Here is a 23,685-nt window from a genome sequence, read left to right as displayed (position 1 = left end):
ACGCCTTGGCCCATGAAGCTGATCATCGGTAACAAGGCCTATTCCTCCTGGTCGCTGCGCGGCTGGCTCGCCTGTCGGCAGTCGGGCATCGCGTTCGAGGAAGTGGTCGTGCCGCTCTATGACGAGGATTGGGACCGCCGCCGCGAGGGTGCCGAGTTCGCTCCCTCCTCGGGCAAGGTGCCGATCCTGTGGGACGGCGAGGCGGTCGTGTGGGACAGCCTGGCGATCATCGACTATCTGGCCGACAAGGTGGGCCGCGACCGTTTCTGGCCCCAGGACGACGCCGCGCGCGCCATGGCACGGTCGATGGCGGCCGAGATGCATTCCAGCTTCGTCGCGCTGCGCCGCAAGCACAGCATGAACATCCGCCAGGTCTATCCGGCGCAAACGCCCGACGAGGACGTCATCGTCGATCTGAAGCGCATCATGGAGCTATGGGCCCAGGCCCGCGCGCGCTTCGGCGGCGGGGGCGACTTCCTGTTCGGGGCATTCGGTGCGGTCGACATCATGTTCGCGCCGGTCGTCACCCGGATCGTGACCTATCAGCTGCCCGTCGCGCGCTTCGCCGTGCCCTATATGGACGCGGTGCTGCGCCATCCCTTCATGCAGGACTGGATCGCCGCCGCGCAGGAAGAGGAATGGGTGATCGAGCGGTTCGAGCAGCCCGTGGCGTGACCGCCGCCCCTCCGCTCGCACCTCGACAGGGCGCGAACGGAGGATGGAATCCAGCGCCGATCGCCATTCAGCGCTGCCTTTCTTTCCCTCGCCCCTCGCAGAGGGGAGAGGGTTGCACAGACTTGGCCTTTGCGAGAGCGAAGGCTTAGTCGGAGCTGGGTGAGGGGTGGGCGCTCGCTTGGCGAGCGCGCGAGCCTTTCGGCTCGCTCAACCCCTCACCCAAGCTGCGCTAGCCAGCACGCTGGCAAGCTTCGCTAACCCTCTCCCCTGTCCAGGGGAGAGGGAAAAGAAGCAATCGTGAATGTCGATCCGACCTAGCGCGCGGTCGGACGAACCTCGTTCAGCGGCGCGCGCTGTTCGTCCGCCGGTTCGGCGACGCGCGTGCTGAAGGTGTAGAGCAGGATCCCTGCAATCCCCAGTGCGATCACCAGCCACATCAGCAATCGTCCACCCGCCTTATGCCCCTTATGATCGGGATCGTTCATCGCATCGCTCCTGTTGTCCGGGGACAGAACGAAGCCGGGCGGCGCAGGGGTCCAAGCCGCCGCCCTTGGACCTTGCGTCAAAGGGGGGAATTGCCGAGCGGCCATGCGGTGCCTATGCCGCCGGGCATGACCGATGTTCTCGACCTCGCCCAGGCGCTGATCCGCGCCGACAGCGTCACGCCCGCGATGGGAAGCGTGTTCGACGTGCTGGAAGCGGCGCTGACCCCGCTCGGCTTTGCGGTGGATCGCTTCGTGGCGGGCGAGGCCCCCGACGGTCCGGTCGAGAATCTGCTGGCGACACGCGGCGGCAGCGGCACCCATCTGGCATTTGCGGGCCATGTCGATGTCGTGCCCGCGGGCGATGGCTGGCAGGGCTCGCCCTTTTCGGGGGACGTGCGCGACGGCCTGTTGTTCGGGCGCGGGGCGGTCGACATGAAGGGCGCGGTCGCCGCCTTCGTCGCGGCGGTCGCCGCCTGCCCCGCGACCATCCCTTTGTCGCTGATCATCACCGGCGACGAGGAAGGCCCCGCCATCTACGGCACCCGCGCGCTGATCGACCGGATGGCGGCGCGCGGCATCACACCCGATCTGTGCCTGGTCGGCGAGCCGACCTCGACCCAGCGGCTGGGCGACATGATGAAGATCGGACGGCGCGGCTCGGTCAATATCTGGATCACCGTGCCCGGGCGGCAGGGCCATGTCGCCTATCCGCATCTTGCCGACAATCCGATCACCCCGCTGGTCGCGATGCTGGCGGAGATCGAGGGGATCACGCTCGACACCGGCAATGCCTGGTTCCAGCCGTCGAATATCGAGATCACCGACCTACATGTCGGCAATCCGGCGACCAACGTCATTCCCAGCTCGGCCCAGGCGCGGCTGTCGATCCGGTTCAACGACGAACAGAGCGGCGAGGCGCTGGTGGCGCGCATTACCGAGATCGCGCATGCCCATGCCCCATCGGCGCAGGTCACCGGCCGCATCTCGGGCGAGGCCTTCCTGACCCAGCCCGGTGCCTTCTCCGCGATGATCGCCGAGGCCATCCGTGCCGAGACCGGGATCGAGCCGGAACTGTCGACCACCGGCGGCACCTCCGACGCGCGCTTCCTGTCGAAGCTGTGCCCGACGGTCGAGTTCGGCCTGCTGAACGCCACGATGCACAAGGTCGACGAGGCGGTGGCGGTCGACGACCTGCGCGCGCTGACCCGAATCTATGCCGGTGTCATCGCTCGCGCGGGCGCCTGAACACGATATAGAGCGCGCCCAGCCCGCCATGGCGCGGATGGGCGTTGCGAATGGCTGCGATGGCATCGGCATGGCGCGACGCCCCCAGCCAGTCGCTGATCGCCGCACGGATCGCACCGCGCGCATGAGGGCGTTCGCTTTCGGGACGCGGCGGCTTGCCCGTCACCAGCAACAGCACCCGGTCCCCCCGCGCGATCGCCCGGCCCAGCCCCTGGTCGAGCAGCGCATGCGCCGAGGCCAGCGTATGGCCATGCAGGTCGAGCGAGCTATCGGGCATCACGCTGCCCCGCGCCAGCCGCTTGTCCCAACCGCCGTCCAGCGTCTCACCCGGCCCCTTCTTTGGCGCGGCGGGCGGAGGCGCGGGCTGGCGCAGCGGCGGCACCCGTCCCTTCACGCGGACCTTCGGCGCGCCGGGGGTTTCGTGGAACACCCCCTCCATGCTGGGCGGGGGCGGCGCGGGGCGTGCGGGGACGATGGCGGCGCGCAACGGGCGCACCGTCTCCATCACCCGCGCCCAGAGCTGCGCTTCGTCAGCGTTGAGGGGGCGCACCGGGCGTTCCGCTCGCGCTCGCCAAACCCGCCCGCGCCAACGTGCCCACCGGCAGCAGCAGGAACGCGGTGCCGCGCGCCGACATGCCGCCCGCGACGCTGCGCGCCGTGTCGCCCGCGCCCCAGAAGGTGTCGAAGCGGTTGGAGCCCTTGATCGCGCCCCCGGTGTCCTGCACGACCCACAGGCCGGTCACGTCCTGCCGGTCCATCGACAGGAAAACCGGCGCGCCCAGCGGCACGAATTTCGGATCGGCGGCGGCGCTGACCTGCCCGGTCACCGCATAGCCCATCGCCCCCTGGGGTGCGCCGTTCAGCTCGCGGAAGAAGACGAAGCTCTTATTCTCGCGCATGATCGCGCGGCCTTCCTCGGGATGCTCGTGCAGCCATGCGACGATGCCCTGCATCGAGGTCTGCCCCGGCCCCAGCAGCCCACGCGCCTTCATCAGCGCGCCGATGCCGGTATAGTCGCGGCCATTCTGGCTGTCATAGCCGATCCGCATGACCGACCCGTCGGGCTGGCGCAGCCGCCCCGATCCCTGGATCTGAAGGAAGAACACCTCGACCGGATCGGCACCCCAGGCGAGGATCGGCGCGCGCCCCGCCAGCGAGCCCTGCTCGATCGCGGTGCGGTCGTCATAGGGGACAAGGTTGCTGCCCTGCACCTTGCCGCGCACCTTCTTGCCCTTCAGATCGGTCGAGAAGGCCCCCAGGTCGACATCGATCAGGTCGCGCGGCCGGGCATAGATCGGCACGTCATACCCTGCGCGCCGGTCGCGCGAGCCCGCAATCTCGGGCTCGTAATAGCCGGTGGCGAGCGAGCGGCCGTCGCTGACCTGCACCGCCTCGAAATAGCGTGCGAAGAAGTCGCGGGCCTGCCCAGGCGGTACGCTGGCGGCGGCCTGGCAGGCGGGTTGCCAGTCGGCGCCCTGCGTCAGCCCGCTGGCATCGGTGCGCCGCATCAGGCCGGGGCAGGACAAGGCAAAGGCGGCGCGTGCGGCCTCCGCCTGCGGCTCGGTGATAGGAAGCGAGGCGACGGGCGGCCCGGCGAGGATACCCGACTGCGCCGCGTTCAGCGCGCCCGCAACGGGCACGACCGGGGTGGCGGGAAGCGGCGTCGCTCCCACGATCCGGGCCGGACCATTGGGCACGCGCGACACGCTAGGACCGCCCGGCTGAACCGCCGCGCCACCGGCACGGGGCCGGACGGGCTCGGGCCGAACCCCATGTCCGCGCGATGGCGCCTCGCCCGCCGCGCCCGGCGGCACGATCCGTCCGGCACAGGCCGCCAAGCTCAACGATAGCGCGACCGTCGCCGCGAGCCTCAGCCCCCTCACCGCTTTCCTGTCCCCCATATGGCCGCGTCAGGCTTCGTCGGTGTCGATGAGCTTCCAGTTCGGATCGCCGCTCTTGAGCGTCCGGGCAAAGGTCCACACGTCGTGCGTCTCGACCGCATCGCTCAGCGAACCGGCAATGACGTTGCCGTCGGCATCGCGCGTGATCGCGGTGATATCGGCATCGAAGCGGACGGTGATGCGCGCATCGCGGCCCTGCACCTGCGCGTCGACGATCTTGGCGCTCTCGATACGGATCAGGCGGTTGTCGAGCGTCTGGCCCGCCGCGCGCCGCTGTTCGATCGCCTCGGCAAAGGCGCCCAGCACATCGGCCTCGACCAGATCGGCCAGCGCGTCCTCGTCGCCCTTCCAAAAGGCTTCCAGCGTCATGCGATAGGCCGCCTGCGCGCCGTTCAGGAACTGCGACACGTCGAAACCGGACTCGCCCGCGATCACCGCGCGCAGGCCCTGTTCGGCGCGCGGATCGATGTTGCGGTTCATCACCGGCATCGCCGCCTGCGCCGGTTCGGGCGCGCGGGGCAGCGTGACCGGCAAGGCCCGATCGTCGGCGCTGCGCGCCAGCGGCTGCTGTTCATGACCGGTGCGCTTGCCCAGCACGCTGTACAGCCTCAGCGCGAGGAAGAGCGCGACCATCGCGAGAAGAACGACGTAGAATAACAACGCAGGCGCCTTTCACTAATAGGGCCGATATAGGCGCGCGGCCCGACAATGGAAACCCGCACGGCCCATGCAAGAGGCCAAGGTTGAATCCCCGTCGACCCGCTGCTACGCGAAGCGGCCATTGGGCCGAACGCGCGAACCCGCCCTTTCGGTTCCCTTTTCCCCTTTATGCTACGCTAGAAGGTATTGACGATGGACGAACAGGGTTTGCCGCAGGGCTTCGAAGCGCCGACCGCCGAGGGTGAGGATGGCGGCCCCGCCGCCGGTCTGATCTCGCAATATGTGAAGGACCTGTCGTTCGAGAACCCGAACGCGCCGGGCATCTACCAGGCGCAGGCCGCCCCCGGCATCGACGTGCAGTTCAACATCTCGGCCTCGCAGGTCGGCGAGGAAGTGCACGAACTGGTCCTGAAGATCGAGGTGCGCGCCGAGTCCGAGGGCAAGACCGCCTTCATCGTCGACCTCAGCTATGCGGGCCTGTTCGGTTTCCGCAACGTGCCGGTCGACCAGATCCAGCCCTTCATGCTGGGCGAAGCGCCCCGCCTGCTCTTCCCCTTCGCGCGCCGCGTGCTGGCCGATGCCGTCCGCGACGGCGGCTTCCCGCCGCTGATGCTGGAGCCGATCGACTTCGCGCAGCTCTATGTCCAGCAGTCCGAGGCGCAGGGCACCGCCCAGCCGAACACCCCGGAAACCGGCCACGCCTGATCCGGACTGATCGATGAACCTGACCAAGGCGCTGGGCTCGGTCGGCGGGCTGACTCTGGCCAGCCGCGTGCTTGGTCTGGTTCGCGACTCGCTGTTCTTCCGCTTCGTGGGCGCGAACTTCGCCTCCGACGCATTCCAGATCGCGTTTCGCCTGCCCAATCTTTTCCGCGCCCTCTTCGCCGAGGGCGCCTTTTCCGCCGCCTTCATCCCGATGTTCAACCGCAAGGTGGCGGAGGGGGACAAGGCGGCGGAAGGCTCCGGCCTGGCGCTGGGGCTGGCCTTTGCCGAAAACGCGCTGTCGGTGCTGTTGCCCGTCCTGATCGTGATGACCGCGATCGTCGAGGTCGCGGCCTGGCCCGTCACCTGGCTCCAGACCTTCGGCTATGGCGACGGGACGGCCGCGCAGTTCGATTATATCGTGCTGCTCAACCGGCTGACCTTTCCCTATCTGCTGTTCATCAGCCTGGTGTCGCTGCTGGGCGGCATCCTCAATTCGCTGCACCGTTTCTGGGTCAATGCGGCCGCCCCCATCCTGCTCAACCTGACGCTGATCGCGGCCCTCCTGCTGTTCCACGCGCATGATCCCCTGCCCACCGCGCGCAACCAGGCGATCGCGGTGTCGGTCGCGGGCGTCCTGCAATTCGTCTGGCTATGGTGGGCCTGCCGCCGCGCCGGGGTCCGGTTGCGGCTGAAGCGGCCGACGATCAACGACGACGTCAAGCGGCTGCTCAAGCTGATCCTGCCCGCCGCCGCCGGGGCGGGCGCGGTGCAGATCAACCTCTTGATCTCGACCGGGCTGGCCGCGCGCTTCCTGCCTGCGGGGTCGGTGTCCTATATCTACGCCGCCGACCGGCTGAACCAGCTGCCGCTGGGGCTGATCGGCATCGGTCTGGGCACCGTGCTCCTGCCCACCATCTCGCGCCTGCTGGGCGCGGGCAAGGAGGCCGAGGCGATGGAGACGCAGAACCGGGGCATGGAGCTGGCGCTGCTGCTTACCCTGCCCGCCACGGTCGCGCTGATCGTCTGTGGCCAGCCGATCACCGCCGCGCTGTTCCAGCATGGCAAGTTCACCGCGACCAACAGCCTCTACACCTCGCAGGCGCTGGCCGCCTTCTCGATCGGCCTGCCCAGCTATATTCTGGTCAAGGTGCTGACGCCCGGCTTCTACGCCCGTGCCGATACCCGCACCCCGGTGCGCTTCGCCACCCAGTCGATGCTGGTCAATCTGGTGCTCAACCTGATCCTGATCTGGCCGCTCAAGCATATGGGCCCGCCGCTCGCCACCGCGATCGCCTCGACCGTGAACGTCGCGCTCCTCTATCGCACCCTGTCGAAGCGCGGGCATTTCGTCGCCGATGCGCAGCTGCGCCGCCGGGCGTGGCGGATGGGGGTCGCGGCGCTGCTGATGGGCGGGGCGATGGCGCTGCTCAACACGCAGTTCCAGCCCTATGTGACCGGCTCCAACCTCGAACGCTGGGGTGCGCTCCTCCTACTGGTCGCCACCGGCATGCTGGTCTATGCGATGGCCACCTTCGCGACCGGCGCTTTCCGGATCGCGGACATCAAGCGGCTCGTTCGCCGCAACAGTTGAGGACCATCATGCGCGTCGTTTCCGGCATCAAGCCCACGGGCAACCTTCATCTCGGCAATTATCTGGGCGCCGTGAAGCAGTGGGTGGCGATGCAGGACCAGATCCAGGCGCAAGGCGGCGAGACGATGTACTTCATCGCCGACCTGCACGGCCTGACCGAGTGGATCGCGCCCGAGGCGATGGCGGCCAACACCATCGAGATGACCGCGACCCTGATCGCGGCCGGGATCGATCCCGAACGCTCGATCCTGTTCAACCAGACGCGGGTGCCGGCGCATAGCGAGCTGGGCTGGCTGCTCAACAATGTCGCGCGGGTCGGCTGGCTGAACCGCATGACCCAGTTCAAGGACAAGGCGGGCAAGAACCGCGAGGGCGCCAGCGTCGGCCTGTACGACTATCCGGTGCTGATGGCCGCCGACGTGCTGCTCTACAACGCCACCCATGTGCCGGTGGGCGAGGACCAGAAGCAGCATCTGGAGCTGGCCCGCGACATCGCGACCAAGTTCAACAACGACTATGGCCGCGAGGTCTTCACCCTGCCCGAACCGCTGATCAGCGCCGCCGCGCCGCGCATCATGTCCCTGCGCGACGGATCGGCCAAGATGTCCAAGTCCAACCCGTCGGAGATGTCACTGGTCAAGCTGATCGACAGCGACGACCAGATCGCCGAGAAATTCCGCAAGGCCAAGACCGACCCCGACGTCCTGCCCGAGACGCTGGAGGGGCTGGAGGGCCGCCCCGAGGCGCGCAACCTGATCACCATCTATGCCGCGATGGCGGACCGCGCGCCCGCCGATGTGCTGGCGCAGTTTGCGGGCCAGGGCTTCGGCGCGTTCAAGCCCGAGCTGGCCGACCTGGCGGTCGCGACGCTGGGTCCGATCCGCGAGCGGCTGACCCGGTTGCTCGACGATCGCGGCGAGGTAGGGCGCATCCTGGAGCGTGGCGCCGAGAAGGCCCGCGATCTGGCCGCACCGATGCTGCTCGACGTGCAGCGGACCATGGGCCTGCAAATCTGATGACCCCCGGCCCCGTCACCCGCATCATGGTGATGGGGCCGCCGGGCAGCGGCAAGTCGACGCTGGCCCGCCAATTGGGCGAACGCCTGGCCCTGCCCGTCTGGCATGCCGATGCACTGTTTCATGGTCCCGGCTGGGTCGCCCGGCCGAGAGAGGCGTTCATCGCCGATCTGGCGGCGATCGCCGCGCAACCCCGATGGGTCATCGACGGCAATTATTCCCATGCCCGCTATGGGCCTGCGATTGGCGAACGACTGGCGCACGCGGATCGGATCATCCTGCTCGATCTGCCGCGCCGCGTGACCATGCCGCGTATCCTGCGGCGCGTGGCACGCTATCGTGGGCAGGTCCGGCCCGATAGCGCGCCCGGATGCCCCGAACGGCTGGATCTGGCGTTCCTGATATATGGCTGGCGATGGCGACGCGCCGTGCGGCCGGGGATCGTGCAGGTGCTGAGGCCCGCCGGGGAGCGGGTGATCCGCTATGAGCGGGCGCCGACGCTCGAGCGTGTGCTGGCCGATCTGGGGTGAATGGACGGGCGTGGCCTTCGACTTCGCTCAGGCTGAACGGAGCGAGGGAAACAAACCCCGTTCCAACAGCCGTTCAGCCTGAGCGAAGTCGAAGGCCACGCCCCACCCCGCCCGACGGAACCTCAGCCCTCCAGTTCCTTCATCAGCACCCGCACCGCATTGTCGATATCGCGGTCGGTATCGCGCAGTTCCTCGATCTTGCGCACCGCATAGATCACGGTCGAATGGTCGCGCCCCCCGAACTTGCGGCCGATCTCGGGCAGCGAGCGGGTGGTCAGGCGCTTGGCGAGATACATGGCGATCTGGCGCGGACGCGCGATCGCGCGGGCGCGGCGGGCCGAGACCAGGTCGAGCGGCTTGAGCTCAAAATGGCGGCTCACCAGCTTCTGAATCTCGTCGATGGTGATTCGCCGCTGGGCACCGCGCAGCACCTCGCCCAGCGTCGCCACGGCGAATTCCAGGTCGATCTTGTCGCCGGTCAGCTGCGCATAGGCGACGACGCGGTTCAGCGCGCCCTCCAGCTCGCGGATATTGCCGCGAATCCGCGACGCGAGCAGGTCGAGCACGTCGTTGGGGACATTCTCGGGCAAGTCGGCGACCTTGCGGTTCAGGATCGTGCGGCGCAGCGTCAGGTCGGGCGCCTTGATGTCCGCGACCAGCCCGGCGCCCAGGCGACCGATGATACGCGGCTCCACCCCGTCGAGCGACTGGGGCGAACGATCGGCCGAGATGACCAGCCGCTTGCCCGCGCCGACCAGCTCGTTGACCGTGTGGAAGAATTCTTCCTGCGTCGAATCCTTGCCCGCGATGAACTGGAGATCGTCGATCAGCAGCAGGTCGGCCGAGCGCAGCCGCGACTTGAAGCTGTGCGTGTCGCGCGCGCGCATCGCGGCGACGAAATCGAACATGAACCGCTCGGCCGACATGCACAGCACGACCGCCTCGGGATGCGATTCGAGAAAGGCATGCGCTATGGCATGCATCAGATGGGTCTTGCCCTGCCCGGTGCCGCCATGGAGGAAGAGCGGGCTGAAGCGCGGCGGGCCCGGTTCGGCGAGCGACAGCGCGGCGTTGAACGCGACCCGGTTCGACGAATCGACCACGAATCGGTCGAAGGTCAGGCGCGGGTCGAGCGGCGGGCGGTCGCTCGTCACCCGAATCGCCGGCGCGGCGGTGGTCGCGGGAGCGGCCTCCTGAGCGACCGGATGCGGTGCGGCGGCGGGGGCCGCACGCGGCGCGCGCGCCCGTGACGGTGCGGGGGGCGCGGCCACCGGCTCGGCCGGAACCGCGAACAGCGACGGCTGCTCGGCGGGCGGCGCGGCCTCCTCGACACGCGGGGCGGCGACCGCACGCAGCGGGGTCACGACGTCGAGCGTGTCCGCGCTGGTCAGCCGTGCGGTGCGGCTGGGCGCGCGGGTTTCGATGACGACCGAGCGGACCTCGGGCAGCACCGCCTTGAATTCCAGGTGGAGCCGATCCGCATAATGGCTGCGCACCCAGTTGGTCGCAAAGGCCGAGGGAAGCGCCAGGCGGACCGTGTCGGGCTCATCGCCCTCGATCAGCTCCATGGGCTTGAGCCACTGGTCGAACAGCCGCGCACCTGCCGATTCGCGCAGGTTCGCGCGGACGCGCGCCCAGGCACGAGCCTGGTCCGACGTCGGTCGCGTTGCCTGCCAATTCGTCACCCGCGCACTCCATACTCACCGGCCGCCGCTGACGGCCGACCCTGTTTCACTTGGCGACAGGACGTCCCTGGAGCGAATCGAGGGGATTCGGCCCGGTCCTGTCACCTTGCTATTTCCATGACGCGGCGACGTAACGCCGCTGCTGGGATACCGATTATGAGCCATGGTGGGGTCTGATCAAGACCGTGTCCGGCCATAAATCTGAAATAAACCGGATTGACAGGCAAAAGCCCGCAGAAACCCGTTCAATTATCTCGTAACCCACGGAAATCGCTACAAATTAACCAAGGCGCACGAAAGCCTTCCCCGGACCCGATCTAGTCGAATCGCGGAGAATCCTAGGGTTCGGCAAAGCGCGGATTTGTTCCCGCCGCCCGATACGGAATCGATGCGTTAACCCGGGACAGGCGCACGAAAAAACCCGCCGGGGGACCGCCCCCGGCGGGTTTCGTTCGTCGCTTTGAGAGGCTTAGGCCAGCGCGGCGATGCGCTTGGTCAGGCGCGAGAACTTGCGCGCCACGGTGTTCTTGTGCAGCACACCCTTGGCAACGCCACGCGCCATTTCGGGCTGCGCCGCGGCCAGAGCGACCGTCGCGGTTTCCTTGTCACCGGCGGCCAGGGCGGCTTCGACCTTCTTCACGAAGGTACGGATGCGGCTGACGCGGTTGCCGTTGATGACGGCGCGACGTTCGTTGCGACGGATACGCTTTTTGGCCTGCGGCGTGTTCGCCATGAAAACCTCTAAATTTCGATCAAAAGGAATAGCGGCGCGACGCACCAGCTTTGAAGCCGCGCCCCTTAAACCTTGGCGCGACGGTCGTCAACTCCGCTGGCAGGTCGCACACCAGAAAGTCGACCGCCCCGAATCGGTCCGGCGCCGGACGATCGCCCCGCATTCGCAGGCCTCGCCCTCGCGACCATAGACCCGCCACTCCTTCGAGAAATAGCCCAGTTCGCCATCGGGGCGGACATAATCGCGCAGCGACGATCCGCCCGCCAGGATCGCGGCCTCCAGCACCGCCCGGATCGCCTCGACCAGCCGCACGAGTCGCGTCCGCGAAATCTGCCCGGCCGCGCGCCCCGGCGTGATCCGCGCCATGTGCAACGCCTCGCACACATAGATATTGCCCAGGCCCGCGACGATTCGCTGGTCGAGCAGCATCGCCTTGATCGGGGCCGCGCGCCCCTCCAGCGCCGTCGCCAGATAATCGGCGGTGAAGTCGGGCCCCAGCGGCTCGGGCCCCATGGCGAGGAACGGCGGATAGCCCGCGAGTTCGGCGGTCGGCCACAGATCGACGAAACCGAATCGCCGGGGATCGTTCAGCGCCAGCCGCCGCCCCGCCCCCGTCTCCAGCAGCAGATGGTCATGGACCAGCGGCTCGCCCGGATCGATCCGCCAGCGGCCCGACATGCCCAGGTGGAAGACCATGGTATCGCCCCGATCGGTGTCGATCAGGCCGTATTTGGCGCGCCGCCCCAGCGCCGTGACCGTCGCGCCCGTCATCCGCTGGCGCAGTTCGGCGGGGAACGGGCGACGCAGGTCGGCGCGGCGCGGCTCGACCAGCGTCAACCGCTCGCCCGCCAGCACCGGCGTCAGGCCGCGCACGGTGGTTTCGACCTCGGGAAGTTCGGGCATCGTCCCTCTGAATGGCTTTCGTCGCCCAAACAGCTAGGTAGCGTTTGCCCCGCCAGCAAGGCCGGGCTAGGGCAAGTCCATGAGCGATACCGTCTCCTTCGGCTATGAAGATGTGCCCCGCGACGAGAAGGCTGCCCGTGTCGGCGGGGTCTTCACCAACGTCGCCTCCAAATACGACCTGATGAACGACGCCATGTCGGGCGGCATGCACCGGCTGTGGAAGGATCGCTTCGTCCGCCGGGTGAAGCCGCGCGCCAGCGACCAGATTCTCGACATGGCGGGCGGCACGGGCGACATCGCCTTCCGCTTGGCCGAATCGGGCGCCAGCATCACGGTCGCCGACATCAATCCGGCGATGCTGGAAGTCGGCATGAAGCGTGCGCAGGATCGCGGCATCGACGGCCTGGTCTGGACCGAGGCCAATGCCGAAGTCCTGACCTTCCCCGACAAATTCTTCGATGCCTATACGATCGCGTTCGGCATCCGGAACGTCACCGACATCCCGGCCGCGCTCAAGGAAGCGCACCGCGTGCTGCGCCGTGGCGGACGCTTCTTCTGCCTGGAATTCTCGACCACCGTCTGGCCGGGCTTTTCGGAAGTCTATGACGCCTATTCGCACAAGCTGGTCCCCAAGCTGGGCCAGATGCTGGCGGGCGATGCCGACAGCTATCGCTATCTGATCGAATCGATCCGCCGCTTCCCCGACATGCCGACCTTCGAGCGGATGATCCGCGAGGCGGGCTTCGTCGAGACCAAGGTCGAACCGATCATGGGCGGCCTGGTCGCGATCCATTCGGGCTGGAAGATTTGATGCAGCCAGGCATGGGCGGGTACGCCCTGTGACCCAGCCGGTGGTGCATCTCTGGCGTCTGCTCAAATGGGGGCGGACGCTGGCGCGGCATGGCGCGCTGCGGGGTATCGAGCGCGATCCCAACACGCCCGTCCCCGTGCGGCGGCTGGCGCGTGTCGCGCGATTCGGCGCGCGCGTGCCCGCCCAGCCCGCCTATGCCGATGCCTTCCAGGCGATCGGCCCGGCAGCGATCAAGCTGGGCCAGACGCTGGCCACCCGCCCCGATCTGGTCGGCGAAGAGGCCGCGCAGGATCTGCTGCGGCTCCAGGACCAGCTGCCCCCCGTCCCCTTCGCGACGATCTGCGCCGCGATGGAGGCCAGCATGGGCCGCCCGCCTTCGCATTTCTTCACCTCGATCGAGGAGACGCCGGTCGGGGCCGCCTCGATCGCGCAGGTGCACCGGGCGGTCACGACCGATGGCCGGACGGTCGCGGTCAAGGTGCTGCGCCCCGGCGTGGAGGAGGACTTCACCCGCGCCATCGACACCTATCAATGGGCCGCCGCGCAGGTCGAGGGGATGAGCGGCGAGGCCGCCCGGCTTCGCCCGCGCCTGACGGTCGAGAATTTCCGCCGCTGGACGCTGCGCGAACTCAACTTCCGGCGCGAGGCCGCCTCGGCCTCCGAACTCGCCGAGGCGATGACCGCCGAACCCGATTTCGTCGTGCCCCAGATCGACTGGGCGCGCTCGACCGCCAAGGTGCTGACGGTCGAATGGATCGACGGGATCAAGCTGTCCAACCGGCAGGCGCTGGTCGAGGCGGGGTATGACCTGCCGCACCTCGCCCAGACGCTGGTACGCGCGTTCCTGCGCCAGGCGATCGCGGAGGGCTTCTTCCATGCCGACATGCACCAGGGCAATCTCTTCGCCCTGCCCGGCAACAAGATCGCCGCGATCGACTTCGGCATCATGGGCCGGATCGACCGGCGTGCTCGGGTCTGGCTGGCCGAGATTCTCTATGGCCTGATCACCGGCAACTATAAGCGCGTCGCGGAGATTCATTTCGAGGCGGGCTATGTGCCCGCGCACCACAATGTCGCCGAGTTCGCCACCGCCCTACGTGCCGTGGGCGAGCCGATGCGGGGGCTGCCGGTCAAGGACATGTCGATCGGCATGATGCTGGACGGCCTGTTCTCGATCACCCGCGATTTCGACATGGTGACGCAGCCGCATCTGCTGCTGCTGCAAAAGACCATGGTGATGGTCGAGGGCGTGGCGACCAGCCTCGACCCCGACATCAACCTGTGGGACTCGGCCGCGCCCTTCGTGCGCGAATGGATCCGCACCGAACTGGGCCCCGAGGCCAAGATCGCCGATCGCCTGATCGAGGATGTGCAGACGCTCGCCCGCCTGCCCGAACTGGTCCGCCGGATCGAGGCGCGCTACCCCGCCCCCGGCGGCGAGCCGCCCGCCCCGCCGCTCAAGGAGATCGAGGTCGTGCGGATCGGCGGCGGCTGGCGCTATGCGCTGCTGTCCATGGCCTCGGCGGCGGTCGGGGTCGCGGCAACCCTGGCCGTGCTTCGGTAGGAATGCCGGGCAGCGCGCCGCCTGTTCCCGTGCGCCGCCTGTCGCGGCCGCTCTGGCTGGGCCAGCCGGGGCGGATGACGGGCGTGTCGCCCATGGTGGCGCGCGCGGTGCTGGCGCTGCTGATCCTGCTGGTCGCGATCGGCTATGCCACGCAGGGCGCCTTCGAGCCGGTGGCCGAGCGGCTGTCGCCGGTGACCATGGCGATCCTCGACCATGTGCGGCACGGCCAGTCCTTCTATCCGGCCGCGCTCGACGCTTTGCGCGAGAATGGCCGGGCGCTTCGCCCCGCGTTGCTGGCGGTTCCGCTGCCCGCGCTGTTCGTCACGCTGGCCGCCCTGCCGCCGCTGGTGTGGCATGCGGGCATGATGATGCTGGGCGTCGGGCTGGTCATGGGGTGGCTGCGGCGGATCGTGCCGGTGCTGGAGGGGCGGATCGCGATCGGGCTGGCGGCGATCCTGCTGATCGCGGGCTTCTTCCCGCTTCCCAACCTGCCGATGGTGACCACGCCCGAAGGCTGGGCGGGGGTGCTGATCGCGCTGTCGCTGGTCCAGCGACGGCCCGAGGCGGGCCTGAGCGCGGTGGCGCTGGGGCTGGTCGCGATGATCCTGACCCCGATGGCGCTGCCCTATGCCGTCGTCATGCTGGTGCTGGCGGCGCGGGCAGGCGCGCGGCGCGAGGCGATCGGATGGATGACCGCGCTGGCGGTCGCGCTGCTGGTGCTGGCGGCGCATGCGCATGCGCTGCACGGCATGGTGACCGCGATCGACCCGGCGATGGACGGCCCGGTCCATCCGATCGCGCCCGGCACGCTGATCGCGTCGATCGCGGCGGCGCAGCCGGTCGGCGGCCTGCCGATCAGCATGGTCGTGCCGCTGGCGGTGCTGGCCGCGCTCGGCTGGGCGCATTGGCGGCAACCCGTGGCGCGACGGGCGGTCGCGACCATGGCGGTCTATGCGGCGCTGGCGCTGGTGACGGGGTCGCCCGCCATGGTGCTGGGCCTGTCGCCGATCTTCTTCCTCGGCGTCGTCTTCGCCCCCGATGCGGTTCGCGAGTTGATCGCCGCCGCACGCGACCGGCGACGCATCACCGTGACGCGAGTCGTGCGATGAGCCAAATCCTGTTGATCGTCGGCGGCGGCATCGCCGCGTACAAGGCATGCGAGCTAATCCGCCTGCTCCGCCGAAACGGGCACGGCGTGCGCTGTGTCCTGACCGAAGGGGGCAGCCATTTCGTCACCCCGATGACGCTGGCCGCGCTGTCGGAGAATCAGGTCTTCACCACCCTGTGGGACCTGAAGGACGAAGCGGAGATGGGGCATATCCAGCTCAGCCGCCAGGCCGACCTGATCGTCGTCGCGCCCGCCACCGCCGACCTGATGGCACGGATGGCGGGCGGCCATGCCGATGATCTGGCCACGACTCTGCTGCTCGCCACCGATACGCCGGTGCTGGTCGCGCCCGCGATGAACGTCCGCATGTGGCAGCACCCCGCGACGCAGCGCAACGTCGCGCGGCTGCGCGCGGACGGGCTGACCGTCATGGCCCCCGACGAGGGCGCCATGGCCTGCGGCGAGTTCGGCCCCGGCCGCCTGCCCGAGCCGCCCGCGATCCTGGCCGCGATCGAGGCCGCGCTGGCCCCCAAGGCCGGTCCGCTGACCGGCCGCCATATCCTTGTCACCGCCGGGCCGACGCATGAGCCGATCGACCCCGTGCGCTATATCGCCAACCGCTCCTCGGGGCGGCAGGGTTTCGCCATGGCCGAGGCACTCGCCCGGCTGGGTGCGCGCGTGACCCTGGTCGCGGGGCCGGTAACGCTGCCGACGCCCGTGGGGGTGGACCGGATCGATGTCGAGACCGCGCGCCAGATGGCCGATGCCGTCGCCGCCGCACTGCCCGCCGATGCCGCGGTGATGGTCGCCGCGGTCGCCGACTGGCGGGTCGAGGCGGCCGGGCAGAAGGTCAAGAAGGACGGCGGCGCGGCCCCTGCCCTGACGCTGGTCGAAAATCCCGACATATTGGCAAGCGTCGCCGCCGCGCCGAACCGCCCCGCGCTGGTTGTCGGCTTCGCCGCCGAGACCGAGCATGTGATCGACCATGCCGTCGCCAAGCGCGCCCGCAAGCGCGCCGACTGGATCGTCGCCAATGACGTATCCTCGGACGTGTTCGGGGGCGAGGCGAACAGCATCCACCTGGTCACCGCCGACGGCGTCGAGAGCTGGGACCGGATGGGCAAGGACGCGGTCGCCAGGGGGCTCGCGCAACGCATTGCCGATGCGCTACAAGCGCGGTCATGACGCTTGCACCCATTTCGATTGCTCTCAAACGCTTGCCCCATGGCGAGGGGCTTCCCCTGCCCGGCTATGCCACGCCCGGCGCGGCCGGGATGGACGTGGTCGCAGCCGAGACGCTGACGCTGGAGCCCGGACGGCGCGCCGCCGTCGCGACCGGCTTCGCCATCGCCATTCCGCCGGGTTACGAGGTGCAGGTGCGCCCGCGCTCGGGCCTGGCGCTCAAGCATGGCATCACCTGCCTCAACACCCCCGGCACCATCGACGAGGATTATCGCGGCGAAGTGAAGGTCATCCTCGCCAATCTGGGCGACGAGCCCTTTGCGGTGGTGCGCGGCGAGCGGATCGCACAGCTCGTCCCCGCCCCCGTCCAGCGCGCCGTGCTGACCGAAGTCGATGAACTGGACGCGACCGAGCGCGGGAGCGGCGGTTTCGGATCGACCGGCCGATGATCGCGCTCGCCACCCTGTTCGCGCTCCAGACCGTGTCGGTCGCGCCGCAGGCGACGCCCCCCCAGTCCCCGCCCCCGGCGGCGGCGCCCTCCGCCAGCGAGCCGCCGCACGACTGGACCACGCTTCCCACCCTCACCCTGCCGCCCGCCGGGCCGGATATGGTCCGCTTCGTCCGCGCCGAGGTCCAGGCCGGGCGTTGCCCGCGCGACCGGGTGACCGAGGAGGGGCAGGTGGTGCTGGTCGTGCCGATGGCGGTCTGGCTCAACGCCGATGGCAGCGCGCAGAGCGTGGTGCCGCTGGCCATCGGCTGCCCCACGGTCGAGCAATATAGCGCGGGCGTGGCACAGCGGATGATCCGGCAAATGCCGTACCGCCCGATGCGCCAGGGCGACCGCTGGTATCGGACCGTCATCACCTATACATGGCCGGGATGATCCTGACCGACGACGAACTGGCTCGCTATGCCCGTCACATCGTGCTGCGCGAGTTCGGTGGCGGGGGCCAGCTCCGGCTGAAACAGGCGCGGGTCGCGGTGATCGGCGCGGGCGGGATCGGCTCCCCCGCCATCCAGTATCTCGCCGCCGCCGGGGTGGGATCGCTGGTCCTGATCGATGACGATGTCGTCGAGCCGTCCAATCTGCAACGCCAGACGATCTTCACGACAGAGGATCGCGGCACGCCCAAGGTGGAGGCCGCCGCCCGCTTCGCGCGCCGCCTGAACCCGCATGTCGCGGTGGATACGCACCGCGCGCGGGTGACGCCCGACACCGTGCTGTCGCTGATCGACGGCGCCGATGTCGTGCTCGACGGATGCGACAATTTCGCCACCCGGCTGACGGTGGCCGACGCCGCGCTGTCGCGGCGCATCCCCCTGGTCTCGGCGGCGGTCGGGCAGTTCGAGGGGCAGCTGGCGACCTATCGCGGCTGGGAAGCCGACAAGCCCTGTTATCGCTGCTTCGTCGGCGACGCGGTCGATCAGGCCGGGCTGACCTGCGCTGATGACGGTGTGCTGGGGCCGGTGACGGGCATCATGGGCAGCCTGGCCGCGCTGGAGGTGCTGCGCGCCATCGCCCCCTTCGGCCGGGACAGCGCGGGGAGCGTGCTGATCGCCGATCTCCTGTCGCTGCGCTTCCGCACGCTCGCTTTGCCCAAGGACCCCGGCTGCCGCTGCGCCGGCGCGGCGGTGGCGGCATGAGCGGGGCTCCCCGGCCGCCCTCGGGCTGGCTTGACTGGACGGGGGACAAGGGGTGGATCGGCCAGGTCACCGGCCTGCCGGACAGCACGCTGCATGTGCATGCGGGCATGGCGATCCTGGTGCTGGCCGCGCTGGCGATGCGGCGCAAGCCCTGGGACTGGCGGTGCTGGCTGACCGTGCTCGCGATCGAGACGGTCAACGAGGCCTATGACCTGCTCCAGCCCTTCTACCCCACCGACGAGGGCAATCTGGCCGCCAGCTGGTCGGACATGTGGGCGACGATGCTGTGGCCGACGGTGATCCTGCTGACCTTCGCCTGGCTGTCGCGGCGAGGGCGATGAAAGACCGATCCGGGGCGGCAAAGCCCCGCCACCATCGCTGACGCGGTGGTCCCCCTCCCCAGTCGGCGCTCGGGGGAGGGAATGAAAAAGGGGCGGCGGCCTCTCGGCCCCGCCCCTTCTCCAAACACCGGGAAGCCGATCAGCCGAGCAGCGTCTTGGCGAATTCGCGCACCGCAGGACCGATGTCCTCGCGTGCGAGGCCCAGCGCCAGGTTGGCGGTCAGCCAGCCCGCCTTGTCGCCGCAGTCGTAACGCTGGCCGTCGAAGGTGAAGCCATGGAAGGGCTGGTTGCCGATCAGCTTGGCCATCGCGTCGGTCAGCTGGATCTCCCCGCCCGCGCCCGGCTCCTGCGCATCGAGGATCTGCATGACCTCGGGCTGGAGGATATAGCGGCCGGGGATCATCAGGTTCGACGGCGCCTTGCCCTTGGGCTTCTCGACCAGCGCGGTCACCTCGGTCAGGCGACCGTCCTGCTTGCCGGGCGAGATGATGCCGTATTTGTCGGTCTCGCTGTCGGGCACTTCCAGCGCGCCGATGACGTTGCCGCCGACCTTGTCATAGGCCTCGACCATCTGCTTCATGAAGCCGCCGACCATCAGTTCGTCGGGCAGCAGCACCGCGAACGGCTCGTCGCCGACGATCTCGCGCGCGCACCACACGGCATGACCCAGGCCCAGCGGCTCCTGCTGGCGGACATAGACGGGGCTGCCCGGCTTCTGGCGGATGCCCTCGATCACGGCGAGCGACTTGCCGCGCGCCTTCATCGTGGCTTCCAGTTCGTAGGAGATGTCGAAATGATCCTCCAGCGCGCCCTTGCCGCGGCCGGTGACGAAGATGATCTGCTCGATCCCCGCTTCCAGCGCTTCCTCGACCGCATATTGGATCAGCGGCTTGTCGACGACGGTCAGCATTTCCTTGGGCATCGACTTGGTCGCCGGCAGGAACCGCGTACCGAGCCCGGCCACCGGGAAAACCGCTTTGCGAACTTTCTTGATCGTCATGAAACCTCCCTGGGACGAAGCGGCCCTATCTGCATCATGCACTGCAACAAAGTGCCGTGATGACAAAACGCGGTTAGGGTGTCTTTAAATGCGACAAGCTACAGGTAAACCGCATGAATCGGGCCCCCATCCTCGTCGTCTTCGGCACAAGACCCGAAGCGATCAAATTGTTTCCCGTGATCCGGGCCCTGTCGCTGGCGACGGGGCGGCCGGTGCGGACCTGCGTCACCGCGCAGCATCGCGGGATGCTGGACCAGGTGCTGGCGATCGCCGGGCTGACGCCGGACCATGACCTGGACCTGATGGAGCCGGGCCAGTCGCTCGATCGGCTGACCGCGCGGCTGCTGACCGGGCTGGGCGAGGTGATGGACCGCGAGGCCCCCGCGATGGTCGTCGTGCAGGGCGATACCGCCACCGCCATGGCGGGCGCGCTGGCCGCCTATTACCGCAAGGTGCCGGTCGCGCATGTCGAGGCCGGACTGCGTTCGGGCGACATCTATCAACCCTGGCCGGAGGAAGTGAACCGGCGGATGATCGCCCCGATCGCCGCGCTTCACTTCGCCCCGACCGAAACCGCCGCCGCCGCGCTGCGGGCCGAGGGGATCGCCGCCGAGCGCGTGCATGTCACCGGCAACAGCGTGATCGATGCGCTGCACTGGACTCGCTCGCGCATCGCCGCCGAGCCTGCGCTGGCCGCCGATCTCGATCCGGTGCTGGCGCGGATGGCGGGGCGGCGGATCGTCCTGGTCACGACCCATAGGCGGGAGAATTTCGGCGACGGCATGGCCGCCATCGCCCGTGCGCTGCGCCGGATCGCCGGGCGGACGGATGTCGGCATCCTCTTTCCCGTCCATCCCAATCCGCAGGTCGCCAGCGTGATGGACCGCGAGCTGGGCGATCACCCCGGCATCGCGCGCATCGCGCCGCTCAACTATCCGCATTTCGTCCGGGCGCTGGACGCCGCGCATATCGTCCTGACCGATTCGGGCGGTGTGCAGGAGGAAGCCCCCGCGCTCGGCAAGCCGGTGCTCGTCATGCGCGAGACGACCGAGCGGCCCGAGGGCGTCACGGCGGGCACCGCGCGGCTGGTCGGCACCGACGAGGACCGGATCGTCGCCGAACTGTTCGCGCTGCTCGACGAGCCCGACCGCTATGCCGCGATGGCGCGCGCCCACAACCCCTTCGGCGACGGCGACAGCGCCGACCGGATCAGCAGGATCATCACACATGCCCTTGGACACTGAATTCGCGGTCACGGTCATGGGGCTGGGCTATATCGGCCTGCCCACCGCCGCGATCATCGCGCGCACCGGCGCGATGGTGACCGGCGTCGACGTCACGCCGTCGGTCGTGGAGACGATCAATTCGGGCCGCGTGCATATCGAGGAAGTCGATCTCGACGGTCTCGTCTCGGGCGTGGTGTCGCGCGGATTGCTCAGGGCGGCGCTGACGGTCGCGCCCGCCGACGTGTTCGTCATTGCGGTGCCGACACCCTTTACCGAGGAGCGGCAGCCCGACATCACCTATGTCCTCGATGCCGCGCGCGCGGTCGCGCCGGTGCTGAAGACCGGGGACACGGTGATCCTCGAATCGACCTCGCCCGTCGGCACGACCGAGCAGGTGCGCGACCTGATCGCCACCCTACGCCCCGACCTGAAGATGCCGGGGCTGGCACGCGCGGGCGAGCAGGCCGATCTGGCCATCGCCTATTGCCCCGAACGCGTCCTACCGGGGCGCATCCTGGTCGAGCTGATCGACAATGACCGGGTGATCGGCGGCATCACCCCACGCTGCGCGCGCAAGGCGCTGGCCTTCTACCGGCGCTTCGTGCGCGGCGCCTGCGTCACCACGACCGCGCGCGCGGCGGAGATGACCAAGCTCACCGAAAACGCGTTCCGCGACGTCAACATCGCCTTCGCCAACGAACTCAGCTTGGTCGCCGACACGCTGGGCGTGGATGTGTGGGAGGTGATCCGCCTCGCCAACCGCCATCCGCGCGTCAACATCCTGTCGCCCGGCCCCGGTGTTGGCGGGCATTGCATCGCGGTCGACCCCTGGTTCCTGGTCGCCGCCGATCCGCAGAACACGCCACTGATCCGCACCGCGCGCGAAGTGAATGACGGCAAGACCGCGCATATCATCTCCCGCGCCAGTGCGATGATCGAGGCGCAGGGACCGGACCGCCCGGTCGCCTGTCTCGGCCTCGCCTTCAAGGCGAATATCGACGATTTCCGCGAAAGCCCCGCGCTGAAGGTCGCCGCCGCCCTGGCCCGACGCTTCGGCGCGCGCATCCGGATCGTCGAGCCCTATGCCCGGACGCTGCCCTCCGGCTTCGACGGGACCGGCGCCACCCTGATCGACATCGACACCGCGCTGGAAACTTGCGACGCCATGGTCGTTCTGGTCGATCACGACATCTTCCGATCGGTTCCCCTGGAAGAGCGACGCGGCAAGACGGTGCTGGATACGCGCGGGCTGTGGCCCGACCAGGCCTGAGACCGCGCTTCGCGTTTGCGTGGGGGGCCGGGGGAGATTAAGGACAACCGCCTGTTGCGGATTTAAAGCCACCCATGCTTGCCAAATTATTGAATCTGCGCAAACGCGCGCCCGAGTTCGTGCCCTTCATGCAGCCTGGCCTTCGGGTCTATGCGATCGGTGACATTCACGGTCGGCTCGACCTGCTCGACACGCTGCTGGCGCGGATCGAGGCCGATGACGCGGCGCGCGGTCTGGCCGAGCGGCATATCATCTTTCTCGGCGACCTGATCGACCGTGGCCCCCATTCGGCCGGGGTGCTGGAGCGGGTGCGCGGACTGTGCGCGGCGGACGACCAGGTGCATTGCCTGATGGGCAATCACGAAGAGATCCTGATTCGCGCGCTCCAGGGTGAGGACAAGGCGCTCCGGCTGTTCTGCCGCGTCGGCGGGCGGGAGACGATGATGAGCTATGGCGTGACGGCCGAGGACTATGAACGGCTCGACTATGCCGAAGTCGCCGAGCGGTTGAAGGCCGTCATCCCCGCGACGCATCGCGAGTTCCTGAGCGATCTGAAAGAGATCATGGTGCTGGGCGATTATGCCTTCGTCCATGCGGGCGTCCGGCCGGGTATCGCCATCGCCGACCAGAAGCTGGCCGAGACCCGCTGGATCCGCGATCCCTTTCTCGACCATCGCGGCGTGCTGGAGAAGGTCGTGGTGCATGGCCATACCGTCGCGGACGAGGTGGAAATCCTGCCGCATCGCATCGGCATAGACACCGGCGCCTACCAGACCGATCGCCTGTCCGCGCTGATGCTGGAAGACGGCATCCAGGAGATTTTCACCACTTAACGCCACTTTACCGAGGCGAAACGTTTGCCGGGGCATTCCGTTTACCGGCGAAGCACAGTATAGCCACGAGGCGGAGAAGCAATGTTGCAATGCCGCACCAGTGCGGGAGCATAACTGTCCCGCACTCGTTGGTGGGGTTGCCATGATACGGCTGCCGTGTCATGAGCCCACCGACATTTATCAAGGGAGTTTAACATGCGTCTTGGGAAGTTTCTCGTCGCCGCCGCCGCCGTTTCGATGACCGTTGCTCCGGCGATGGCCGCGAACCCGGCTGCCAGCCTCTCGGTTTCGAAGTCGGTTCGCGCTTCGGCTCCGGCTGCCAAGAAGAACGGCCTGGCCGGTGGTGGCGTTCTCGTTGCGGTTCTGGCAGCGGCTGCCGTCGTTGCCGGCATCGTGGTTGTCGCGGATTCGGACGATTCGGCCGACAGCAAGTAAGCTGCTTCAGCTTCATGACTGAAAGAAATAGCGGCCTTCGGGCCGCTATTTTTTTGCCTGATTTCCGGGGCTCGCTGAATTATGGCGCTTGAGTTGCCCGCGGGCGTCAAGCAGCGATCCATCTGGAATCATTTAACGCTGG

General features: G+C 68.4%; 26 protein-coding genes. 18 read left to right on the top strand and 8 right to left on the bottom strand.

The genetic code is table 11. The features are described 5' to 3' along the window. Positions 1–12 precede the first annotated feature (12 nt). Positions 13–675, top strand: a complete 663-nt coding sequence (locus tag ACFX59_RS04625; RefSeq protein WP_309693865.1) for a glutathione S-transferase — start codon at positions 13–15, stop codon at positions 673–675. A 314-nt stretch (positions 676–989) separates the two neighbouring features. Here ACFX59_RS04625 and ACFX59_RS04620 read toward each other — a convergent pair whose 3' ends face one another. Then, a complete protein-coding gene (locus ACFX59_RS04620) occupies positions 990–1,160 on the bottom strand; it encodes a hypothetical protein (RefSeq protein WP_307104098.1) in 171 nt (56 codons plus the stop codon). Between the two features lie 126 nt (positions 1,161–1,286). On the opposite strand from ACFX59_RS04620, the gene dapE reads away from it, so the two are divergent. Then, complete coding sequence (gene dapE / locus ACFX59_RS04615; RefSeq protein WP_387430074.1) at positions 1,287–2,405, top strand: succinyl-diaminopimelate desuccinylase; 1,119 nt, start codon at positions 1,287–1,289, stop codon at positions 2,403–2,405. On the opposite strand, the gene ACFX59_RS04610 is transcribed toward dapE, so the two are convergent. Genes ACFX59_RS04610 through ACFX59_RS04600 form a run of 3 tightly spaced genes read right to left on the bottom strand, consistent with a single transcriptional unit; the run spans position 2,383 to position 4,939 of the window. Continuing rightward, positions 2,383–2,910 (bottom strand): Smr/MutS family protein, encoded by a 528-nt coding sequence (locus ACFX59_RS04610; protein WP_387430289.1) that lies wholly within the window; start codon positions 2,908–2,910, stop codon positions 2,383–2,385. The two genes, dapE and ACFX59_RS04610, sit on opposite strands and share 23 nt — an antisense overlap. 25 nt (positions 2,911–2,935) lie before the next feature. Beyond that, the gene (locus ACFX59_RS04605) at positions 2,936–4,306 is read right to left on the bottom strand and encodes an MltA domain-containing protein (protein WP_387430072.1); all 1,371 of its coding nucleotides are present in this window, start codon (positions 4,304–4,306) and stop codon (positions 2,936–2,938) included. Between the two features lie 9 nt (positions 4,307–4,315). Continuing rightward, positions 4,316–4,939: a Tim44/TimA family putative adaptor protein gene (locus tag ACFX59_RS04600; protein WP_387430287.1), complete on the bottom strand. Its 624-nt coding sequence runs from the start codon at positions 4,937–4,939 to the stop codon at positions 4,316–4,318. Between the two features lie 219 nt (positions 4,940–5,158). Here ACFX59_RS04600 and secB point away from each other — a divergent pair, with 219 nt between their 5' ends. The 4 genes from secB to ACFX59_RS04580 are packed head-to-tail and all read left to right on the top strand — an operon-like array spanning position 5,159 to position 8,808. After that, complete coding sequence (secB, locus tag ACFX59_RS04595; protein ID WP_307104089.1) at positions 5,159–5,671, top strand: protein-export chaperone SecB; 513 nt, start codon at positions 5,159–5,161, stop codon at positions 5,669–5,671. A 13-nt stretch (positions 5,672–5,684) separates the two neighbouring features. After that, the gene (gene murJ / locus ACFX59_RS04590) at positions 5,685–7,262 is read left to right on the top strand and encodes a murein biosynthesis integral membrane protein MurJ (protein ID WP_387430069.1); all 1,578 of its coding nucleotides are present in this window, start codon (positions 5,685–5,687) and stop codon (positions 7,260–7,262) included. Positions 7,263–7,270: 8 nt separating this feature from the next. Then, on the top strand, positions 7,271–8,278 hold the full coding sequence (gene trpS, locus ACFX59_RS04585) for a tryptophan--tRNA ligase (RefSeq protein WP_309693846.1): 1,008 nt from the start codon (positions 7,271–7,273) through the stop codon (positions 8,276–8,278). After that, the gene (locus ACFX59_RS04580) at positions 8,278–8,808 is read left to right on the top strand and encodes a topology modulation protein (RefSeq protein ID WP_387430067.1); all 531 of its coding nucleotides are present in this window, start codon (positions 8,278–8,280) and stop codon (positions 8,806–8,808) included. Before trpS ends, ACFX59_RS04580 begins: the two co-directional genes overlap by 1 nt. A 122-nt stretch (positions 8,809–8,930) precedes the next feature. Here ACFX59_RS04580 and dnaA read toward each other — a convergent pair whose 3' ends face one another. From dnaA to mutM, 3 genes are all read right to left on the bottom strand, one after another. Next, positions 8,931–10,493, bottom strand: a complete 1,563-nt coding sequence (gene dnaA, locus ACFX59_RS04575; RefSeq protein ID WP_354294479.1) for a chromosomal replication initiator protein DnaA — start codon at positions 10,491–10,493, stop codon at positions 8,931–8,933. Between the two features lie 469 nt (positions 10,494–10,962). Beyond that, positions 10,963–11,226, bottom strand: a complete 264-nt coding sequence (rpsT, locus tag ACFX59_RS04570) for a 30S ribosomal protein S20 (protein ID WP_007404699.1) — start codon at positions 11,224–11,226, stop codon at positions 10,963–10,965. A gap of 87 nt (positions 11,227–11,313) precedes the next feature. Further along, the gene (mutM, locus tag ACFX59_RS04565) at positions 11,314–12,129 is read right to left on the bottom strand and encodes a bifunctional DNA-formamidopyrimidine glycosylase/DNA-(apurinic or apyrimidinic site) lyase (RefSeq protein WP_309698460.1); all 816 of its coding nucleotides are present in this window, start codon (positions 12,127–12,129) and stop codon (positions 11,314–11,316) included. A 79-nt stretch (positions 12,130–12,208) separates the two neighbouring features. Here mutM and ACFX59_RS04560 point away from each other — a divergent pair, with 79 nt between their 5' ends. Genes ACFX59_RS04560 through ACFX59_RS04525 form a run of 8 tightly spaced genes read left to right on the top strand, consistent with a single transcriptional unit; the run spans position 12,209 to position 18,779 of the window. Beyond that, entirely contained in the window at positions 12,209–12,940 is a 732-nt protein-coding gene (locus ACFX59_RS04560) for a class I SAM-dependent methyltransferase (protein WP_307104077.1), read from the top strand. Between the two features lie 28 nt (positions 12,941–12,968). Then, positions 12,969–14,504, top strand: coding sequence for a 2-polyprenylphenol 6-hydroxylase (ubiB, locus tag ACFX59_RS04555; protein WP_387430063.1), 1,536 nt, complete (start codon positions 12,969–12,971; stop codon positions 14,502–14,504). 29 nt (positions 14,505–14,533) lie between these two features. Next, the gene (locus ACFX59_RS04550) at positions 14,534–15,613 is read left to right on the top strand and encodes a hypothetical protein (RefSeq protein WP_387430061.1); all 1,080 of its coding nucleotides are present in this window, start codon (positions 14,534–14,536) and stop codon (positions 15,611–15,613) included. Further along, positions 15,610–16,797, top strand: coding sequence for a bifunctional phosphopantothenoylcysteine decarboxylase/phosphopantothenate--cysteine ligase CoaBC (gene coaBC / locus ACFX59_RS04545; protein WP_387430059.1), 1,188 nt, complete (start codon positions 15,610–15,612; stop codon positions 16,795–16,797). Before ACFX59_RS04550 ends, coaBC begins: the two co-directional genes overlap by 4 nt. Further along, complete coding sequence (dut, locus tag ACFX59_RS04540; protein WP_387430057.1) at positions 16,794–17,243, top strand: dUTP diphosphatase; 450 nt, start codon at positions 16,794–16,796, stop codon at positions 17,241–17,243. Before coaBC ends, dut begins: the two co-directional genes overlap by 4 nt. Then, positions 17,240–17,677 carry a hypothetical protein gene (locus tag ACFX59_RS04535; protein ID WP_387430055.1) on the top strand — a complete coding sequence of 146 codons (438 nt, stop codon included), beginning with the start codon at positions 17,240–17,242 and terminating at the stop codon, positions 17,675–17,677. The genes dut and ACFX59_RS04535 overlap by 4 nt, the downstream gene beginning before the upstream one ends. Beyond that, positions 17,674–18,438 (top strand): HesA/MoeB/ThiF family protein, encoded by a 765-nt coding sequence (locus tag ACFX59_RS04530; protein ID WP_307104066.1) that lies wholly within the window; start codon positions 17,674–17,676, stop codon positions 18,436–18,438. The genes ACFX59_RS04535 and ACFX59_RS04530 overlap by 4 nt, the downstream gene beginning before the upstream one ends. Continuing rightward, positions 18,435–18,779, top strand: coding sequence for a hypothetical protein (locus ACFX59_RS04525; protein WP_387430053.1), 345 nt, complete (start codon positions 18,435–18,437; stop codon positions 18,777–18,779). Before ACFX59_RS04530 ends, ACFX59_RS04525 begins: the two co-directional genes overlap by 4 nt. 139 nt (positions 18,780–18,918) lie before the next feature. On the opposite strand, the gene galU is transcribed toward ACFX59_RS04525, so the two are convergent. Then, positions 18,919–19,779, bottom strand: a complete 861-nt coding sequence (gene galU, locus ACFX59_RS04520) for a UTP--glucose-1-phosphate uridylyltransferase GalU (RefSeq protein WP_354294463.1) — start codon at positions 19,777–19,779, stop codon at positions 18,919–18,921. A 113-nt stretch (positions 19,780–19,892) separates the two neighbouring features. Here galU and wecB point away from each other — a divergent pair, with 113 nt between their 5' ends. The 4 genes from wecB to ACFX59_RS04500 all read left to right on the top strand — a co-directional run bounded on the left by wecB (position 19,893) and on the right by ACFX59_RS04500 (position 23,543). Further along, positions 19,893–21,023 (top strand): non-hydrolyzing UDP-N-acetylglucosamine 2-epimerase, encoded by a 1,131-nt coding sequence (gene wecB / locus ACFX59_RS04515; RefSeq protein ID WP_387430051.1) that lies wholly within the window; start codon positions 19,893–19,895, stop codon positions 21,021–21,023. Beyond that, a complete protein-coding gene (gene wecC, locus ACFX59_RS04510) occupies positions 21,007–22,275 on the top strand; it encodes a UDP-N-acetyl-D-mannosamine dehydrogenase (protein ID WP_387430049.1) in 1,269 nt (422 codons plus the stop codon). The genes wecB and wecC overlap by 17 nt, the downstream gene beginning before the upstream one ends. Before the next feature lie 128 nt (positions 22,276–22,403). Continuing rightward, complete coding sequence (locus ACFX59_RS04505; RefSeq protein ID WP_387430047.1) at positions 22,404–23,108, top strand: metallophosphoesterase family protein; 705 nt, start codon at positions 22,404–22,406, stop codon at positions 23,106–23,108. A 195-nt stretch (positions 23,109–23,303) separates the two neighbouring features. Next, on the top strand, positions 23,304–23,543 hold the full coding sequence (locus ACFX59_RS04500; RefSeq protein WP_309693785.1) for a hypothetical protein: 240 nt from the start codon (positions 23,304–23,306) through the stop codon (positions 23,541–23,543). Positions 23,544–23,685: the final 142 nt, after the last annotated feature.

Origin of the sequence: Sphingomonas sp. NCPPB 2930 (assembly GCF_042867205.1) — a bacterium.
Lineage (GTDB): Bacteria > Pseudomonadota > Alphaproteobacteria > Sphingomonadales > Sphingomonadaceae > Sphingomonas.
Note: the sequence above shows the minus strand (reverse complement) of the source record. Positions and strands in the feature narration are given on the sequence as shown.

Excerpts from the sequence above, each read along its gene's own strand:
- ACFX59_RS04625 (WP_309693865.1), top strand. The coding sequence starts at position 13 with ATGAAGCTGATCATCGGTAACAAGGCCTATTCCTCCTGGTCGCTGCGC.
- ACFX59_RS04620 (WP_307104098.1), bottom strand. The coding sequence starts at position 1,160 with ATGAACGATCCCGATCATAAGGGGCATAAGGCGGGTGGACGATTGCTG.
- dapE (WP_387430074.1), top strand. The coding sequence starts at position 1,287 with ATGACCGATGTTCTCGACCTCGCCCAGGCGCTGATCCGCGCCGACAGC.
- ACFX59_RS04610 (WP_387430289.1), bottom strand. The coding sequence starts at position 2,910 with ATGGAGACGGTGCGCCCGTTGCGCGCCGCCATCGTCCCCGCACGCCCC.
- ACFX59_RS04605 (WP_387430072.1), bottom strand. The coding sequence starts at position 4,306 with ATGGGGGACAGGAAAGCGGTGAGGGGGCTGAGGCTCGCGGCGACGGTC.
- ACFX59_RS04600 (WP_387430287.1), bottom strand. The coding sequence starts at position 4,939 with ATGGTCGCGCTCTTCCTCGCGCTGAGGCTGTACAGCGTGCTGGGCAAG.
- secB (WP_307104089.1), top strand. The coding sequence starts at position 5,159 with ATGGACGAACAGGGTTTGCCGCAGGGCTTCGAAGCGCCGACCGCCGAG.
- murJ (WP_387430069.1), top strand. The coding sequence starts at position 5,685 with ATGAACCTGACCAAGGCGCTGGGCTCGGTCGGCGGGCTGACTCTGGCC.
- trpS (WP_309693846.1), top strand. The coding sequence starts at position 7,271 with ATGCGCGTCGTTTCCGGCATCAAGCCCACGGGCAACCTTCATCTCGGC.
- ACFX59_RS04580 (WP_387430067.1), top strand. The coding sequence starts at position 8,278 with ATGACCCCCGGCCCCGTCACCCGCATCATGGTGATGGGGCCGCCGGGC.
- rpsT (WP_007404699.1), bottom strand. The coding sequence starts at position 11,226 with ATGGCGAACACGCCGCAGGCCAAAAAGCGTATCCGTCGCAACGAACGT.
- mutM (WP_309698460.1), bottom strand. The coding sequence starts at position 12,129 with ATGCCCGAACTTCCCGAGGTCGAAACCACCGTGCGCGGCCTGACGCCG.
- ACFX59_RS04560 (WP_307104077.1), top strand. The coding sequence starts at position 12,209 with ATGAGCGATACCGTCTCCTTCGGCTATGAAGATGTGCCCCGCGACGAG.
- coaBC (WP_387430059.1), top strand. The coding sequence starts at position 15,610 with ATGAGCCAAATCCTGTTGATCGTCGGCGGCGGCATCGCCGCGTACAAG.
- dut (WP_387430057.1), top strand. The coding sequence starts at position 16,794 with ATGACGCTTGCACCCATTTCGATTGCTCTCAAACGCTTGCCCCATGGC.
- ACFX59_RS04535 (WP_387430055.1), top strand. The coding sequence starts at position 17,240 with ATGATCGCGCTCGCCACCCTGTTCGCGCTCCAGACCGTGTCGGTCGCG.
- ACFX59_RS04530 (WP_307104066.1), top strand. The coding sequence starts at position 17,674 with ATGATCCTGACCGACGACGAACTGGCTCGCTATGCCCGTCACATCGTG.
- ACFX59_RS04525 (WP_387430053.1), top strand. The coding sequence starts at position 18,435 with ATGAGCGGGGCTCCCCGGCCGCCCTCGGGCTGGCTTGACTGGACGGGG.
- galU (WP_354294463.1), bottom strand. The coding sequence starts at position 19,779 with ATGACGATCAAGAAAGTTCGCAAAGCGGTTTTCCCGGTGGCCGGGCTC.
- wecB (WP_387430051.1), top strand. The coding sequence starts at position 19,893 with ATGAATCGGGCCCCCATCCTCGTCGTCTTCGGCACAAGACCCGAAGCG.
- wecC (WP_387430049.1), top strand. The coding sequence starts at position 21,007 with ATGCCCTTGGACACTGAATTCGCGGTCACGGTCATGGGGCTGGGCTAT.
- ACFX59_RS04505 (WP_387430047.1), top strand. The coding sequence starts at position 22,404 with ATGCAGCCTGGCCTTCGGGTCTATGCGATCGGTGACATTCACGGTCGG.
- ACFX59_RS04500 (WP_309693785.1), top strand. The coding sequence starts at position 23,304 with ATGCGTCTTGGGAAGTTTCTCGTCGCCGCCGCCGCCGTTTCGATGACC.